This is a genomic window from Bacteroidota bacterium, assembly GCA_016715425.1.
Classification (GTDB): domain Bacteria; phylum Bacteroidota; class Bacteroidia; order Chitinophagales; family BACL12; genus JADKAC01.
In genome coordinates this window covers 190,174-208,045 of record JADKAC010000002.1, presented here as the reverse complement: position 1 = coordinate 208,045, position 17,872 = coordinate 190,174, and the positions used below count along the sequence as shown (strand labels likewise).

The 17,872-nt window shown below is 36.0% G+C and carries 13 protein-coding genes and 1 pseudogene; 6 read left to right on the top strand and 8 right to left on the bottom strand.

The window, feature by feature from the left end:
- Positions 1-66 precede the first annotated feature (66 nt).
- From IPN31_02785 to IPN31_02770, 4 genes are read left to right on the top strand one after another with little or no spacing between them, the layout of a single operon-like run.
- Positions 67-2,400 carry a choice-of-anchor L domain-containing protein gene (locus tag IPN31_02785; GenBank protein MBK8680831.1) on the top strand — a complete coding sequence of 778 codons (2,334 nt, stop codon included), beginning with the start codon at positions 67-69 and terminating at the stop codon, positions 2,398-2,400.
- Between the two features lie 25 nt (positions 2,401-2,425).
- Positions 2,426-4,306: a choice-of-anchor L domain-containing protein gene (locus tag IPN31_02780; protein MBK8680830.1), complete on the top strand. Its 1,881-nt coding sequence runs from the start codon at positions 2,426-2,428 to the stop codon at positions 4,304-4,306.
- An 11-nt stretch (positions 4,307-4,317) separates the two neighbouring features.
- Positions 4,318-5,331, top strand: coding sequence for a PorP/SprF family type IX secretion system membrane protein (locus tag IPN31_02775; GenBank protein ID MBK8680829.1), 1,014 nt, complete (start codon positions 4,318-4,320; stop codon positions 5,329-5,331).
- A 32-nt stretch (positions 5,332-5,363) separates the two neighbouring features.
- The gene (locus tag IPN31_02770) at positions 5,364-7,988 is read left to right on the top strand and encodes an OmpA family protein (GenBank protein MBK8680828.1); all 2,625 of its coding nucleotides are present in this window, start codon (positions 5,364-5,366) and stop codon (positions 7,986-7,988) included.
- A 329-nt stretch (positions 7,989-8,317) separates the two neighbouring features.
- On the opposite strand, the gene IPN31_02765 is transcribed toward IPN31_02770, so the two are convergent.
- Entirely contained in the window at positions 8,318-8,716 is a 399-nt protein-coding gene (locus IPN31_02765; protein MBK8680827.1) for a DUF423 domain-containing protein, read from the bottom strand.
- Between the two features lie 74 nt (positions 8,717-8,790).
- Here IPN31_02765 and IPN31_02760 point away from each other — a divergent pair, with 74 nt between their 5' ends.
- Together IPN31_02760 and IPN31_02755 are read left to right on the top strand one after the other, a co-directional pair.
- Entirely contained in the window at positions 8,791-11,364 is a 2,574-nt protein-coding gene (locus IPN31_02760) for a hypothetical protein (GenBank protein ID MBK8680826.1), read from the top strand.
- A gap of 33 nt (positions 11,365-11,397) precedes the next feature.
- A pseudogene (locus tag IPN31_02755) lies at positions 11,398-12,330 on the top strand (phosphoribosylaminoimidazolesuccinocarboxamide synthase).
- 176 nt (positions 12,331-12,506) lie between these two features.
- Here the strand turns inward: IPN31_02755 and accC are convergent.
- The 7 genes from accC to pdxA form a co-directional block, all read right to left on the bottom strand.
- Positions 12,507-13,856, bottom strand: coding sequence for an acetyl-CoA carboxylase biotin carboxylase subunit (gene accC, locus IPN31_02750; protein ID MBK8680825.1), 1,350 nt, complete (start codon positions 13,854-13,856; stop codon positions 12,507-12,509).
- A 60-nt stretch (positions 13,857-13,916) separates the two neighbouring features.
- Positions 13,917-14,414, bottom strand: a complete 498-nt coding sequence (gene accB / locus IPN31_02745) for an acetyl-CoA carboxylase biotin carboxyl carrier protein (GenBank protein MBK8680824.1) — start codon at positions 14,412-14,414, stop codon at positions 13,917-13,919.
- Between the two features lie 6 nt (positions 14,415-14,420).
- On the bottom strand, positions 14,421-14,984 hold the full coding sequence (efp, locus tag IPN31_02740) for an elongation factor P (GenBank protein MBK8680823.1): 564 nt from the start codon (positions 14,982-14,984) through the stop codon (positions 14,421-14,423).
- Between the two features lie 6 nt (positions 14,985-14,990).
- Positions 14,991-15,992 (bottom strand): ketoacyl-ACP synthase III, encoded by a 1,002-nt coding sequence (locus tag IPN31_02735; protein MBK8680822.1) that lies wholly within the window; start codon positions 15,990-15,992, stop codon positions 14,991-14,993.
- 15 nt (positions 15,993-16,007) lie between these two features.
- Entirely contained in the window at positions 16,008-16,193 is a 186-nt protein-coding gene (gene rpmF, locus IPN31_02730) for a 50S ribosomal protein L32 (GenBank protein ID MBK8680821.1), read from the bottom strand.
- An 11-nt stretch (positions 16,194-16,204) separates the two neighbouring features.
- Positions 16,205-16,735 carry a DUF177 domain-containing protein gene (locus IPN31_02725; GenBank protein ID MBK8680820.1) on the bottom strand — a complete coding sequence of 177 codons (531 nt, stop codon included), beginning with the start codon at positions 16,733-16,735 and terminating at the stop codon, positions 16,205-16,207.
- A gap of 63 nt (positions 16,736-16,798) precedes the next feature.
- Entirely contained in the window at positions 16,799-17,851 is a 1,053-nt protein-coding gene (pdxA, locus tag IPN31_02720) for a 4-hydroxythreonine-4-phosphate dehydrogenase PdxA (protein MBK8680819.1), read from the bottom strand.
- Between the last annotated feature and the right edge of the window lie 21 nt (positions 17,852-17,872).

Below are 17,872 nucleotides of genomic sequence, written 5' to 3'. Positions count from 1 at the left end.
AGTCCTTTCTTCTTAAATTTTTGTAAGTTTGAAATTCAATTAAAAAATATTAAATAGAGAAGTTTCATGTACTTATTTAAGTCTGAGAGTATTTTAAGGGTTATCGCTATAATCATAATTTTTGGTTTTAGCTTAAAACTTCAAGCACAGATTGAAGCAGACGATTCACCCACTGCAGAAGAACTTGCCGCAATATTAGTAGGCGCAGGAGTTACAATTAGTGGAGCCGAGCTTACATGTTTTACCGGAGGTTCCGGCTCTTTTGCATGTATTGATTGCAGTTTAGGAATTGATTCAGGAATTGTTCTCACATCTGGAGGAGCAACAATAATAGAAGGACCAAATAATACTGGAAGTGCTACCGGACCAGGAACAGGACCCGGCGATGATGATCTTGAAGATTTAGTACCAGGATTTACTTCCAATGATGCTTGTGTTTTAGAGTTTGATATGGTTGTAACTTCTGACTCTATAAAATTTGAATATGTGTTTGGCTCAGAAGAATATCTTGAATTTGTGGGTTCCAGTTATAATGATGTATTCGGATTTTTTATAAGTGGCCCCGGTATTACAGGCTTAGAAAATATTGCATTAATTCCCGGAACTACCACAGCCGTTTCTATCAATAATGTTAATTCCACCAGTTATTCTGAATACTATGTAGATAATGGTGATGGTTATACTTCACCGTATGATTCCGATGATTATTATGTTCAATATGATGGTTTAACCACTGTATTAACAGCAGTTGCCGGTGTAATTCCTTGCGAAACATATCATCTGAAACTAGCGATAAGTGATATGGGAGATGGCGCACTTGATTCCGGCGTTTTTATTAAGGCTGGTAGTTTATCAAGCCCCGGAATAGTTGTAGATGTGGAGCCTGAAATTGAAGGTTATCCCTACTTAATTGAAGGATGTGTAAACGGTTCTTTCAATGTAAATCTTTCATTTGCACCAATAGATACTTTCGTTACTTATTTTGTGGTTAGCGGAACTGCAACACCCGGTGTTGACTATACTGCTCTTCCGGATAGTATTGTTTTTTTACCCGGAGAAACTATGGCTTCTTTTCCAATAATAGTTTCTGATGATGGAATTACTGAAGGTGGTGAAACTATAATTGTGGCTCTTGAATTTGGTTGCTCTGCAGATCTTTCAGATTCTATTGTAGTATTTATTTATGATGATATTCCTTTAGAAGCCTCACCTGCTGATACTACTATTTGTAATGGAACAAGTGTAACACTCACAGCCTCTGGCGGTCTGGGATATGAATGGTCACCTCCGGCAACGCTTAGTGATCCGGATAGTGCTTCCACTATTGCAACTCCTGTTGGTTCTACAGTATATACAGTTTATACGCAGGTGGGAACTTGCGAAAAAGAAATTGAAGTGCCGGTAGATGTTTCTCCCGGACCAACAATTACAACCAGTGGAGATGATGAGATTTGTATTGGTGATGAAATAACAATTACTGCCGCAGGTGGTGTTGCTTATGTATGGACACCAACAACTACTTTAAGCAATCCGAATATTGCAAACCCAACTGCAGATCCAATCACTACGACTATTTATACTGTAATTGTTACTGATCCTTTTGGATGTACGAATGATGCTGATCTTACAATCACTGTAAATCCATTGCCAACAGTTTTGGCAGGGCCTGATACTTTGGTTTGTTATGGAGAACCTGTGCAGTTATTTGCAAACGGCGGAGTGAGTTATGTGTGGAATCCTTCAGATAATATTAATAATCCAAATATTGCTAATGCCGTGATTACGGTGTTTGAAACAAGTGAGTTAACAGTTACTGCTACGGATGCAAACGGATGTATTAATACGGCAGAGGTATTAGTTGAATTAGATCCGGTGCCTGTGGCATTTGCAGGTTATGATACAATTATTTATTTGGGTGAGACAGCATTCTTAAATGGAATTGGCGGAGGTGATTTTTCATGGTCGCCGGAAGATCCACTATCAAATCCTAATTCTTTGAATACACTTGCCACACCAAATGAAACTACAGCATTTGTACTTTCTGTACTTTCTGAAGCAGGATGTTTTTCAAGTGATACTGTTATTGTATATGTTACCGATAAACCACTAGTTGTTTTCCCGAATGCATTCTCACCAAATGGTGATGGCTTCAATGATTTTTATTCTGCTTTCAGCAGAGGTGATGTAGCACAATTTGAATTTAGTATTTACAATCGCTGGGGAGAAATACTTTATACTACAAGTGACCCCGACGCTTTGGGAGCAACTCAAGGTCGTGGTTGGGATGGTAAATTAAATGGTGATGAACAGCCTTTGGGCTCTTATGTATATTTAATGACTTTAACAGATTTGGTAGGTAAAGGCTATACATATAGCGGAGCTTTTACTTTAGTGAGATAAGATAACTGTATTTAAAACGGATATTATGAAAGCAATTTTGCAATTACAGATGAAACATATTTCTTTACTGAAAATAATTTTTGTTTTTAGTATTGGGTTTGTTCTTTGCTTTCATAGCTCTATTCTTCAAGCTCAAATTGAAATAGATGATACGCCAACACCTGAAGAGCTTGCTGCCTTATTAGTTGGTGCTGGTGTAACAATCAGTGGAGTTGAATTCACTTGTGTTAGTGATGGCGCAGGTTCGTTTGAATGTGTGGATTGTAGTTTAGGAATGGATGCTGGAATTCTTCTTACTTCAGGTAGTGCTTCAATGGTGGAAGGGCCAAATAATTCAGGAAGCATGACAGGTCCAGGAACAGGTCCCGGAGATTCAGATTTGGAAGACTTAGTTCCGGGATATACTTCCAATGATGCATGTGTTTTAGAATTTGATGTAACAGTAACTTCCGATTCAATAAAATTTGAATATGTGTTTGGCTCTGAAGAATATCTTGAATATGTAGGATCCTCTTTCAATGATGCATTTGGATTCTTTATAAGTGGACCTGGTATTGTGGGTACTCAAAATATTGCATTAATTCCCGGGACAACTATTCCGGTTTCAATAAATAATGTGAACTCTACCAGCTATGAAGAATTTTATGTAGAAAATGGTACTGGTTTTACTTCGCCATACTCTACTGATGATTTTTATATTCAATATGATGGATTTACAACAGTGCTAACTGCCGCAGCGCATGTTACTCCATGTGAAACCTATCATCTTAAACTTGCTGTAAGTGATATGGGTGATGGCGCACTGGATTCCGGGGTGTTTATTCGTGCAGGTAGTTTAAGTAGCACCGGTGTTACTATTGGATATGATTATGATATTGATGGTTATCCTGAATTAATTGAAGGATGTAATCATGGGCAACTTACATTTAGTCTTGCGTCTCCAACACTGGATACTTTAATTGTAAATCTTGAAATTACAGGTACAGCAACAAATGGTGTTGATTATTCTACAATGCCGGAAATAGTAATTTTCTATCCTGGGGATTCAATAATTATTGTTCCTATCGAAGTGTATTTAGATGGAATAACCGAAGGCCTTGAATTTATTTCTATAACTGGTGAATTAGCTTGCGCAATTAGCTCCGGCGATTCTATTCTCATTTATATGAATGACTATTTCCCATTAGATGCTTGGCCGGAAGAAACAACCGTGTGTCCCGGCGTCCCTGTCGAATTATATGCAACAGGTGCAAATGTTACTTTCTGGTCGCCTGCCGAAGCCTTTGATTACTTTGAAGGAGATACAGTAATAGCCACTGTATTTGACACTACTTATATAGTTGCAACAGGTGTATTTTTTGGTTGTGTGGCAACAGATACTGTGGTAATTTATACACCGATACCTGTGGCAAATGCGGGATTAGATCAGATAATTTATTATGGCTCATCCACCACTTTAAATGCCAGCGGCGGAGTAACATATACTTGGGAACCTACTATTGGATTAAGCGATGCTAATATTTCAAATCCAAAAGCGAATCCTGAAGAAACAACTACATATACTGTAACTGTGATAAATGAATTTGGATGTATAGATTCAGATTCAATGACAGTTGTAGTATTATTTGAAGAACTCGTAAATATTCCAAATGCATTTTCACCAAACGGAGATGGAATGAATGAGACCGTAAAGGCTATTCCAATACGGGATATGGATATGATTTCTTTTGAAATTTATGATAGGTGGGGTACTTTAGTATTCACCGGAACAAACTTTTCTGATGCCTGGGATGGTACTTATTTAGGCAAAGAACAGGAAGTTGGTTCTTACATTTATATATTTGTGGGGATTGACGAAAAGAACAATCAATTTAAATTAACAGGAACAATTACTTTACTTAGATAAAAATCGATTACATGGCAAACTTCAACAAATTTTTAGTAGCAATTTTTGTGATGGGGTCGCTTGCAGCATCTGCACAGGACATCCATTTTTCGCAGTTTAATGCTGCACCGTTACAATTGAATCCGGCACTTACCGGAAACTATGCATGCGACTGGCGAGCAGGCGCAAACTATCGCAACCAATGGGGTAGCATACCGGCCAAATACGAAACCTTTTCCGTATTTGCAGATGCCCCTGTTATAAAAGGCATCAGAGGTACTGATAACTTAGCGGTCGGAATTTATATTTATAACGATGTGTCCGGTGATGGAAATCTTTCCAACTTATCGGTTTTAGCTTCCACTGCTTACCATATGCAATTGGGGACTAACCAATATTTATCCGGCGGATTGCAAGTTGGTTTTTCTCAGAAGAAATTAGACTGGGCGAATCTTCAATTTGGTAATCAATTCGATGGTACTTCTTTTAATACAGCCATTCCAAACTTCGAACCTTATCAAGGTGATAACATCAATAATATTGATTTGAATTTTGGTTTAGTTTATAAAGGAAGATTCTCTGAATCGTTTGCAATGGAAGTTGGCGCTGCAGCAAATCACCTGACTTCTCCAACAGAAACTTTTTTAGATGATCAGGGAAATAGTTTAGGAACCAGAATGATTCTTCATGGTAAATTCACTGTGAACTTAGATAAGAATTTAGCATTGATTCCAGGCGTGATGTATCAAGGTCAAAGTGGTGCAACAGAAATGTTGTTTGGTGCTGAGATCGGATACTTTATGCGCAATCCTAATTTCCCTGCCACTATTTATGCAGGAGCTTATTTGAGAAATGGTGATGCACTGATTCCGATGGTAGCAATAGATTATAAAAACTTTAAATTCGGATTTAGTTATGATGTAAATACTTCCGGTTTAGATGTAGCTACAAATGGTAGTGGTGGATTTGAAGTATCACTTGTTTACACCGGTTGTATTCTTCCTGTGTTACCTGAAAATTATATTTTACCTTGCCCAAGATATTAATAGGATAATTTGAAAATAGAGAAATAAAATTTATGAAAAAGATATTAATGATTTGTATTTCAATGGTGATGATGATGCAATTAGTTTCTGCACAATCCAGTGGAGATGATAAGCCAAAGAAATCTAAAATAAAAGTGAATCGTGAAGTAATGCTTGCCGATGAATTATTGAAATCGGGCAGTTACTACAATGCAATAGATATTTATTTGCAGGAATATAATAAGAATGCAGATAATTATGTAGGCTATCAACTTGCAACTACTTATTACAAAGCCAGAGATTACGAAAACTCTGAAACATGGTTTAAGAAAATGTGGGATAAAGCTCCCACAGATTATCCGCAAACACAATATTATTATGCATTGAGTTTGAAGATGAATGGCAAATATGATGCTGCCTCTGCTGAATTCAAAGCATTTAATAAAACAAGAATGCGTGGTCAGGAAGCTGCGTATTACAAACGTCTTGCAAAAAATGAACAAAAAGGTTGTGACCTTGCTCTATTATTACAAGCCGATCCGGTGGATGTAGAAATTACACACTTGAATAAAAATGTAAATAATAACTACACCGATTTCTCACCTAAATATGATCCTACAAATACAAATCTTATTTATGGATCTTTAGTAAGTGAAGAAATAATTGATTTAGGGAGCAGTAAAAAAGTAGAATTAAAATCAAGAATTTTTGAAGCGAAACCACAAGGCGAAGGTTGGGCTAAAGCACAACAATTAGCGGGTGCTATAAATGAAACCACCGCTCATACTGGAAATGGAGCTTACTCACCCGATGGTAAAAGATTTTATTACACAGAATGTAATCCGAATGATTCTTTACAAATGGTTTGTAAAATCTATATGAGTGAATTCCGTAATAATGAATGGACAAAAGGAAAAGAGCTTACTGATATAAATGCATCAGGTACAAAATATACAACCACACATCCAGCAGTTGGATTATATAAAGGCAAAGAGCTGTTATATTTTTCATCCAATCGTGAAGGTGCAGTTGGCGGAATGGATATTTGGTATTCCGAAATAAGAAATAACGGAGCAGACTATACCGTACCTCAAAACTGTGGTAGAAAAATAAATACAGCAGGTGATGAAATCACACCTTTTTATAGTGTGAAGGAAGATAAATTTTATTTCAGTTCTAACGGACAAATAAATGTGGGAGGTCAGGATATTTATAAAGCAGATGGTGGATTAAAGAGCTTTAAAAATGTTGCCAACCTCGGCTTTCCAATCAATTCATCAGTAGATGATTTTTATTATTCATTAGATACAAAAAGAGCTCGTACTGGTTTCTTAGTTTCAAATCGTAAAGGCGGTTATTCTGTGAAGAGCGAAACTTGTTGCGATGATATTTATCAGTTTGAATATATCATTCCACCGTTGTTTACAATTATGGGTCGTGTACTTTCTGCAAAAGATAGTTCTGTTATTGATGGTGCTGCGGTTACCTTACTTGCTAATTCTGCTAAGGTAGATTCAGCTTCCAGTCAAACAACAAAAATGTTTGAATTCTATCGTGGTACTGAATATGCAAAATATCGTGTTACTGCAATTAAAGATGGTTACTATAAAGGTGAAGCTACAACAACTACTGTTGGGATGATAGATGATGATACATTATATGTAGACATTATGATTGAACCAATTCCAATAAAAAAGGAAATTGAAGTAAAAAATATTTATTACGAATTGGATAAGGCAGAATTGCGTCCGGAGTCATTTGCTTCATTAGATTCTTTGTTAACTGTAATGGTAGAAAATCCTGCGATTATTGCAGAGATTGGTTCACATACAGATAGCCGTGGTAGTGATAGTTATAACCTTGACTTATCACAACGCCGTGCGCAATCCGTTGTTGATTATTTAATTAATAAAGGAGTTGAACCAACAAGATTAGTTGCTAAAGGTTATGGTGAAACTAAGTTGAAAAACAAATGTTCGAATGGTGCAAAATGTTCTGAGGAAGAACATGCGATTAACAGACGTACTGAGTTTACAATTATCGGTGAGATTCCAAATACAAACATCACTTATAATCAAGCTGAGATAGATGCAATGAAAGCATTAGAAAGAGAGAAGCAACAACAAGAAGATCAGAACAGACAAAATCAATTGGATCAATTACAACAGCTGGATGATGAGGGTGGATCTGATGATGGCGGTGGTGATACCGGAGATTTGGGAAATGAAGAAAAGAAAACTACTACGACTACAACAACAACAACTACAACTGCGGGAGTAGCTGCTGCTGCTTTGGATAATACAATTTCTAAGAAAGGAAATATGTATGAAGGAAATGCAATGGTGAATGGCGTAGAACAAACTAAATATATTTTGAATCCTAATCCAACACTTAAAGTAGCAATGGTGAGCGATGAATTCTTTTTATTGCTGAAAGCTGCAGGTACTGTTTCAGATGCAGATTTTATAAATGATAAACCTACCACATTAAGTGATGGATCAACCGTGAAGGGAGATGTATTTAAAATGAAAAATCTTCAGTTAGGTGAAGTGATGTTGAAAGATGTAGAAACAAAAATCAACACTACTACACCTCAATCATTAATTGTTGGATTGAAAATAGTGGAAGCAGGTGGTTGCTCCTTCGATGCAAAAAACATGAAATACAAGTGTAAATAATTACAATTAAAATTTAAGAAAGTAGCTACAGGAAACTGTGGCTATTTTTATTTTACAAAGGATTTTTCTTTTAAAGTAGAGTAAGGGATTTAAATTAAACTTCATTTGACTCATCTCGTATCTTCCATTAAGAGGGAAGACATTTTTGCAGTTGTTCTATCAGATGCAGATGTAATAATAAATGCTTTCTTTCTTTTTAAAATAAGATCAAATAAATATCAATGTAGCACTAACTTCAAAAGAAAGAAGATTTATCACTCTCCTTTTTAAGTTTACCTACCGCAGGCAGGGGAGAGTAAGGAGAGGGTCAAAATCATTCAAAGTATATTTTACTTATTTGACTTCATAATTGCAACTCCAAGAAATAGCCATCCAGTAATTAATAATGCTCCACCGATAGGAGTTATCGCTCCCAGCCAACGCATATAATTTCCTGCCCATAGTTCAGAAGTAGAAAGTGCATACAGTGAGCCACTAAAAATTATAACGCCAGTGAAAAAACATAATGCAGCATATCTAAATTGTTTTGCAAAATTTTTAGCTGCAAGTAATCCTGTTATGCATAATGCAAGTGCATGATACATTTGATATCGCACTGCTGTTTCAAAAACATTCAGATGTTCTGCTGCAATACGATCTCCAAGTGAATGTGTTCCGAAGGCGCCTGCAATTACGCCTGTTCCACCAAGAACAACTCCTGCAATTAATATTGATTTTATCTGCTTCATATTATGTACATGCACTTTTTAGTTTGTGAATTAACCCACCTCCGTAAAGGATACCTTTGCAAAGATATTCTAACATGCATAACAAACGTTTGATTTTTTGGATTGTAATTGTGCTGGCTGCTTTAGCTGCCAGTTGGTATTTTTTTATGCGGCCGGGTGGAATTAAATCCGAACCCATTGATGCCATTTCTTCAAATGCTTTGATTGTAATTGATGCAAAGAATTTGGCAGCAATTGAAAACAATTTTTTTTCTGCTCCGCAATGGAATGATTTGCGTTCGATTAAATTATTAAATGATCTGGAAGTAGGAACACAATTATTAAATAATTTTTCTGATACAGATCCTGATTTAAAAAATGCATTGGCAACAGGAAAAATTGTTGCATCTGCAGTAACCGTGAATGCAGGAAATGCAGAATATATTTTTGCTTGTAAAACTTCTGGCTACCGTTTAAAAAAACTTACTTGGACACTTGATGATAACACTGCAGAGGTGCAATCTTACAGCAGTAATAAAGAATTGGTGTATTCCTATAAAATTCCGGGAATAAAAGTTAGTTGTGCAATGGTGGGGAATATATTTTTATTCAGTACATCAGCAGTATTAGTGGAAAGTGCGATATCACAAATAAAGTCATCCACTGGATTAAATACAGATATTGCTTTTAAAAATATTTATAATCAAAGTATAAAAGATACAATTCCGAATGTATTTATAAACTTAGAACAATTGAGTTTTTATGCAGGTAGTTTTTTGAAAAAAGATTATTATAAAGCATCACAACAATTGGCAGGGTTTACTTCGTGGATTTCTTTGGATTTAAAATTTTCAGAATCTGGAATTGGAATAAGTGGCTATGCAAGTTCATCAAAAATAAATGCTGTTTTGTCAGGATATACAAATGCTGAATTTAATTTTGATGATGTCGATAATTTTTTAATTAGAAATACCGCATTTGCTTTTCAGGGAAATTCTGCTTTGGGAATTTTCGAAAATAGGAAGAATACAAGTAGCAATATAAAAAGTGATTGGGGTACTTGGTTAGGTACAAGTTTTACCTATGCGATTTCGCAACCGTATGATGCATCACTCAATAATAAATCCTATATTATTATGCAGGTGATTGATGAAGACCTTGCGTTGAAAAGTCTTTCTATTTTATCAGAAAATTCTTCGAGCAATTATAATCAATATGTTATTTATACAATACCTAAGACTGAAATTATGCACGCTATTTCGGGTTTTGGTAAAGGGCCTGAAACTGTATATGCATCGGTAGTTCAAGGATATATTTTAGTTTCTACATCCATAAATCAATTGATGAATGTGATAGATGCGTATGTGAATCAACAAACATTAAAACAGGATAAGGATTATGAGAATTTGAAATCGCAGGTAGCAAGTAATTGTAATTACAGTGTGTATTTAAATCCTGCCTTAATGAGTGCTTTAGTACAAAATACTTTTGCGAGTGATTCGGCGAATGCATTTCCATTTCAAAAATACAATGGCTTATTGATGCGCTTCTCTGCAACAAAAAATATGCATATCGTAAGTGGCGATATTCTGTATGCATCCAAAGCAAAACAGCAAAGTGGTATCGCATGGAAAACACAAATTGACAACCCGATATTGAATGGACCTTATACTGTATTCAATCATATTTCTGGTAAAGAAAATATCTTTTTACAAGACACGGCTTTGCAAGTGTATCTTATTTCTCCGGATGGAAGTATTGAATGGAAACGCAAATTGAATGCGCCACTTACAGATAAACTATACACGATTGATTTTTATAAAAATGGTAAAAAACAAATTCTGTTTGCGGCGGCTGATGGCATACACATGTTGGATATGTTAGGAAGAGATGTGGAAGGATTTCCGATAAGTGTAACCACAGAAGTTACTTCGCCATTATCTCTAATTGATTACGATGGCAAAGGTGATTACCGTATGTTTATTGGATGCCAAAATGGAAATATTTACGGCTATTATAAGGATGGAAAACCATTGCCGGGATGGAGTCCTTTAAAAAAATCAGGAGTAATTACTAATGAATTTTCGTATGTATTTAGCAATCAAAAAGATTATATTTTGTATTCAAATGCGGAAGGAATAATTAATTTGAAAAATAGAAAGGGTGAGAACAGAATTAAAAGTGTGAAAAACGATTTTGCATTAATCACTGCATTAATTCCGGATGATACAAAAAATACAAATCAACTTATAGCAATAGATAAACAATACAAACTTTTGCAAATAACATTAGATGGAAAAATTACATCAAATAGTATCAGTAATGAAACAAAGGATGCTACTTTATTGGATATAAATAGGGATAATAAAACAGATTTGATTTATTTAACTTCAACAGCATTAGTTGCAGAATCAATTGATAAAAAACCATTATGGAGTTTTCCTATTGATAACACTGATGAATATAAAATTTATACCTACTCCAATAGTAAAAATGCATACATCGGAATTATAAATCCGCAGTTACAAAAATTCTTCTTAATACAATCCGATGGCACATTAACAAATAGTTTTCCTGTTGAAGCATCAGGTGATTTTATTGTAATTGAAAAAGGTAACCTGTTTGTTTCTTCCAATGGAAATTTTGTGGTGGCTTATAATATTCAATAAGCAACACTATTTTTGTTGCAAATAAAAATTTGCATGTCGGCAGAAATAATCAACAATAAGTTTAAAGGACAAACTGCATTTTATAAAGGGAAAGTGCGGGATGTATATACTATTCAGGATACATATTTGGTAATGATAGCCAGCGATAGAATTTCTGCATTTGATGTGGTGTTGCCAAAACCAATTCCTTATAAAGGGCAAGTATTAAATCAGATAGCCGCTTATTTTTTAAATGCGACAAAAAATGAAATACCTAATTGGTTACTCAGCACTCCAGACCCACGAGTTTCAATCGGAATAAAATGTGAACCCTATAAAGTAGAGATGGTGATTAGAGGTTATTTAAGTGGCCATGCATGGCGTGAATATAAAAGTGGGAAGCGGATTATTTGTGGCGTTGCAATGCCGGAAAATATGCAGGAGAATGATGCATTTCCTGAGCTAATAATTACACCTACCACTAAAGCATCAGAAGGGCATGATGAGGATATTTCAAGAGAAGAAATAATTGCAACGCTATTAGTAAGTGAGGAAGAATACAAAGTGTTAGAAGAATACACCAGAAAATTATTTGCAATAGGTTCACACATGGCAAATGAGCGTGGACTTATTTTAGTGGATACAAAATATGAGTTTGGAAAATCCGATGATCGCATTTTATTGATGGATGAAATTCATACACCAGACTCTTCCAGATATTTTTATAAAGAAGGTTATGCTGAACGACAAAAAAATGGAGAACCACAAAAACAATTATCAAAAGAGTTTGTAAGAGAATGGCTGATAGAAAATAATTTTATGGGAAAAGAAGGTCAAACAGTTCCGGAAATGACTGAAAGTATTGTTCAGAATATCAGCGAACGATATATTGAATTATTTGAATTGGTAACAGGAAATACATTTGTGCCTTCTGAAAATACAAATGAAGATGTGGAGGAAAATATTAATGCAGCGATTGAAAAGTTGAAGGGGGGGGCCCCCCCCCCTTTTTTTTTTTTTTTTTTTTTTTTTCCCGCCCCCCCCCCCCCCCCCCCCGGGTTGGGCCCCCCCCCTTTTCTCCCTTTTAATTTTTTGGAAAATTTTTTTTTTTTTAAAGTGGAAAAGGCCCCCCGCCCCCCCGGGGCGCCCCGCACAAAGTCCTATCAATCTCCTAAATCACTGAAATCAAAATTATTTAGAAAAGAAGTATCAAATTTTCCTGCTCTGAATCTTTCATCACGCATTAATTTTTTATGGAAAGGAATTGTTGTTTTAATTCCTTCTACAATAAATTCATCTAAAGCCCGCTGCATTTTTAAAATTACTTCATCACGAGTTCTCGCTTTGCAAATCAATTTCGCAATCATGCTATCATAATACGGCGGAATTGTATAACCGGCATACACGGCAGTATCCACTCGCACACCATGACCTTTAGGAGAATGAAAATTTATAATTTTTCCCGGACAAGGCATAAAACCTTTTGAAGGATCTTCAGCATTTATTCTGCACTCCATTGCATGCAATAATGGATAATAATTTTTACCAGATATTTTTTCACCGGCGGCAATTTTTATTTGCTCTTTAATAAGATCGTAATCCACTACTTCTTCCGTAACCGGATGTTCCACTTGAATACGAGTATTCATTTCCATGAAGTAGAAATTGCGGTGCTTATCCACTAAAAATTCAATAGTACCTACGCCTTCATACTGAATACTTTCTGCTGCTCTCACTGCAATATCTCCCATTTGTTCTCGCATTGCTTCATCCACAAATGGTGAAGGGCTTTCCTCTACTAATTTTTGATGTCTGCGTTGTATAGAACAATCTCTTTCACTGAGATGGCAAGCATTTCCAAATTGATCACCGGCCACTTGTATTTCAATATGTCGGGGTTCTTCCACAAATTTCTCCATGTACAACGCATCATTGCTGAAAGAAGCTTTTGATTCAGCACTTGCAGATGCGTATGCATTTTCTATTTCACTCTCTTTCCAAACAATGCGCATTCCTTTTCCACCACCACCAGCAGTTGCTTTTAATATTACAGGATACCCGATTTTTTTTGCTTGTTTTTTTGCATCACTTACACTGTCCAACAAACCTGCACTTCCGGGAACTACAGGAACACCTGCTTTGCGCATGGTTTCCTTAGCAGTAATCTTATCGCCCATCACTTGAATATGTTCCGGTTGTGGACCAATAAATTTTATACCGTATTGCTTACATATTTCAGCAAATCCCTGATTCTCACTTAAAAACCCATAGCCGGGATGAATGGCATCAGCGTTTGTAATTTCAGCAGCAGCCATAATGTTTGGAATGCTTAAATAACTATCCTTACTGGGAGGTGGTCCGATACACACCGCTTCATCAGCAAATCGCACGGGTAAACTTTCTTTATCGGCAGTTGAATACACAGCAACCGTTTTTACACCCATTTCTTTTGCAGTACGAATAATGCGCAAGGCAATTTCTCCACGGTTTGCTATCAGAATTTTTTTAAACATTTATATGCGTTTAATTATTCGGGTAAAAATGAGAATAATTAATTCCGGGTTCTCGGAAAATTATTTGGTATCAATTAGAAAAAGTGGTTGATCATATTCAACCGGAGTGGCATCATCCACTAATATTTTTACGATAGTGCCGCTATACTCTGATTCGATTTCATTAAACAATTTCATCGCTTCAATAATACAAAGTACGCTTCCCACATTTACATTATCACCCACATTGATAAACACTTCTTTATCCGGACCAGATGAGCGATAGAATGTGCCCACAATCGGTGATTTTATAATAATTAATTTTTCATTTACAGATTCTGTTTGTTCTGCTGAGGATAACTTTGTGGTAGTGTCCTTTGATGATTCAACAACAGGTGATGCAATTTGAACTGGAGCTTGAACTGGAGGTGCCTGCATATAAGTAGGAGATTCCATCAAAACAGGAGAATTACCTACTGTTTTAATTTTTATTTTAAAATTTTCTTCTTCAATACTCAGTTCAGAAATATTATTTTTTCCAACTAATCTAATGAGTTCTTGTATTTGTTTAAAATCCATAATCAGTTATTTTACACGTTCCATATAAGCGAATGTACGGGTATCTATTTTTATTTTATCACCTTCTTCTACAAACAATGGCACTTGAATGTTAGCACCCGTTTCTACAGTAGCGTTTTTATATGCATTTGTTGCAGTATTTCCTTTCACACCCGGCTCTGCAAATGTAATTGCTAAAACGATATGTGCAGGAAGTTCGCAAAGCAAAGGTTTTTCATTTTCAGCATGGAATAAAATATCTACCTCTTGACCTTCTTTTATAAATTGACGTCCATCCACCATTTCATTATTTAAAGTTACCTGCTCAAAAGTTTCGACATTCATGAAGGTCATACCATATTCATCTGAATATAGATATTGGCAAGTACGGCGTTCAACTCTTACAATATCAAGATTCGTCCCTGAAGAAAAAGTATTTTCTAACACTTTACCTGTTGTTAAGCTTTTTAATTTGCTTCTAACAAATGCATTTCCTTTACCCGGCTTTACGTGTAGAAATTCTACTACTTGCCAAATATCATTATTCATTTCGATGCATAAGCCATTTCTAAAATCTGCAGTTGTTCCCATAAAAAATTATTTCTTTGAATTGTATGCCCACTTAATATAAGTGGCGCCCCATGTAAATCCGCCACCAAAAGCGGCAAGAATTATATTATCACCTTTATTTAATTTATTCTCCCATTCCCACAAACATATAGGCAAAGTACCTGCTGTAGTATTGCCATATTTTTCGATATTAATCATTACTTTTTCCTGCGGAATACCCATGCGCTCAGCGGTTGCATCAATAATACGTTTATTTGCCTGATGGGGAACAAGAAAAGCAATATCCTCACTGGTTAAGTTGTTGCGCCGCATTATTTCCTCCGCCACATCAGCCATATTTTTCACGGCAAATTTGAAAACAGTTTTGCCTTCCTGATATACTTTATGTTCGTTGTTGTCAACCGTTTCATAAGTAGCCGGTTTCAATGAACCACCTGCTTTTTGGTGTAGGAAAAATCTTCCAGAGCCATCAGATTTTAAAACTGAATCAACAACTCCGAATTCATCATAATTAGGTTCCAATAACACTGCCCCGGCACCATCACCAAATATTACACATGTAGCACGATCGGAATAATCAATGATAGAGCTCATTTTATCTGCGCCAACAACAACTACTTTTTTGTAGGTTCCGGTCTCAATAAATTTTGAACCCGTAGTCAATGCAAATAAAAATCCGCTACATGCAGCGCTAATATCAAAGCTTAAAATATGATTTGTTCCCAGTTTGTCGCAGGCAATATTCGCAGTAGCAGGAAAGGTCATGTCGGGAGTGGTGGTAGCCACAATCAGCATATCAATATCCTTGACAGTATTGCCAGTTTTTTCAAGCAAACCTTTAACGGCTTCCACCACCATATCCGATGTGGCTAAGCCTTCACCTTTAAGAATGCGTCTTTCTTTAATTCCCGTACGGGTCATGATCCACTCATCCGTAGTATCCACCAGTTTTTCTAATTCCTGGTTGGTGAGCCGGTATTCAGGAACCCAGCCATGCACGCCGGTAATGGCTGCGTTTGGTTTATTCATTGCTTATTAGGCTGCTTAGGATTGGTTGCTTTTATCAATGGCTACTTTGCCACGGTAATTACCACACTCTCCGCAAACACGGTGACGCAATACAGGTGATCCACAATTAGGGCAAGCCATCACATGAGGCATTTCCAACTTATGATGTGTTCTGCGTTCTCTGGTCCTTGTCTTTGAATGGCGACGTTTAGGATTAGGCATAATTCTATTTTTTAGTCTTTTTGAATATGTTTTAAAGCAGCCCAACGAGGATCTGTGTGATCCGCTTCCGCTTTACTGTTTTGTAATAATTTTAATATCTCAGGATCACATCCCGGATTGCCATCTGGTTTATCAGGATGAATCTTTTGCATCGGCAAACTTAAATGAATGAACTCATATAAAAGTTCTGAGACATCTAAAATACTTTCACCTTCAGAAATCCAAACTACATCCTCATTACCAATTGTTATTTCAACCGGTTCTTCTCCCATCTTAATATATTGTGTATGTGTGCCGTGAATAGGAAGAATAAAATCCTGTCCACATAAATCACAAACACTTTTTACAGAGCCTGAAATATCAAAGTTGAGAATGAACAATCTATCTTTTTTATCAAATCTAAGATCCACAAATATCTTCGCTTCACTTATCTGGCTCGCAGGGAAATGAGAAAAAAAAGAATCATCTACCTCATAATTAAAGTGATGCAGTCCATTTTTCAACCCTATAAAAGGTATGCGATATTCCCTCAGATCCTTCACCTCTATTGATAAAAGCCCACAAAGGTAATACAAATGATTAATCTTAAAAAAGTTAGCGCTCTATTATTCTGCTTCTAATAAATTTCTTTTGAGGGGATTACTTCTGTTTTCTTTAAAATTGGAGCGTTGCTGCCAGATATCTATTGCTGTAAATATTGCTGCGAGTAATGAGGAATGATCTGCTAAATCTTTACCTGCTATATCAAAGGCGGTTCCGTGGTCTGGGGATGTTCTTATCACAGGCAATCCCGCAGTAAAGTTTACTCCTTCTTCAAAGGCGAGGGTTTTAAATGGAATAAGACCCTGATCGTGATACATGGCAAGGATTGCATCGAATTTTCGATATGCATTATTGCCAAAGAATCCGTCAGCAGAAAATGGCCCAACCGCAAGTATTCCTTGTTTTTGAATTGCTTCAATTGCTGGAATTATTATCTCTGTTTCTTCCATTCCAATTAATCCATTATCTCCGGAGTGAGGGTTTAACCCTAATACCGCAATTGTAGGTTTATCTATTCCAAAGTCTTGTCGCAATGTATTATTTAATAATTGCAATTTGCTAACGATACGCTCTTTTGTAATAATGGAAGCAACCTCCTTTATTGGCAAATGTTCAGTTACCAGGGCAATACGAATTTCATTTGCGGTAAGTATCATTAAACTTTCGGTGGCATTGCAACGATGTGTTAAATAGCCGGTATGCCCATTAAACTGAAATCCTTCTTGTTGCATATTTTGCTTATGAATGGGAGCAGTTACCAATGCCTGAATCTCGCCAGCTATAAGATCATTTACAGCAGCATCCAAAGAAATATATGCTGCACGTGCTCCGGATTTATTTATTTCACCCGTTTGGATCTGGATATCATCTACAATACAATTGATAATATTTATTGTTTTTGGATTTGCTTCAGCGGCACTATTGCACGAGGAATAATTAAATCCCTCTGCATTCATATTTTTTTTGAAATAGGATATCAATCTATTTGAAGCATATATAACTGGAGTACATAATTTTAATATACGGTGATCTTCCAATGCCCGCACAATTATTTCCGGCCCGATACCATTTATATCACCAATTGAAAAACCTACTTTTATCTTTTCTGCAGACATAATTTATTATTCATTTTAATG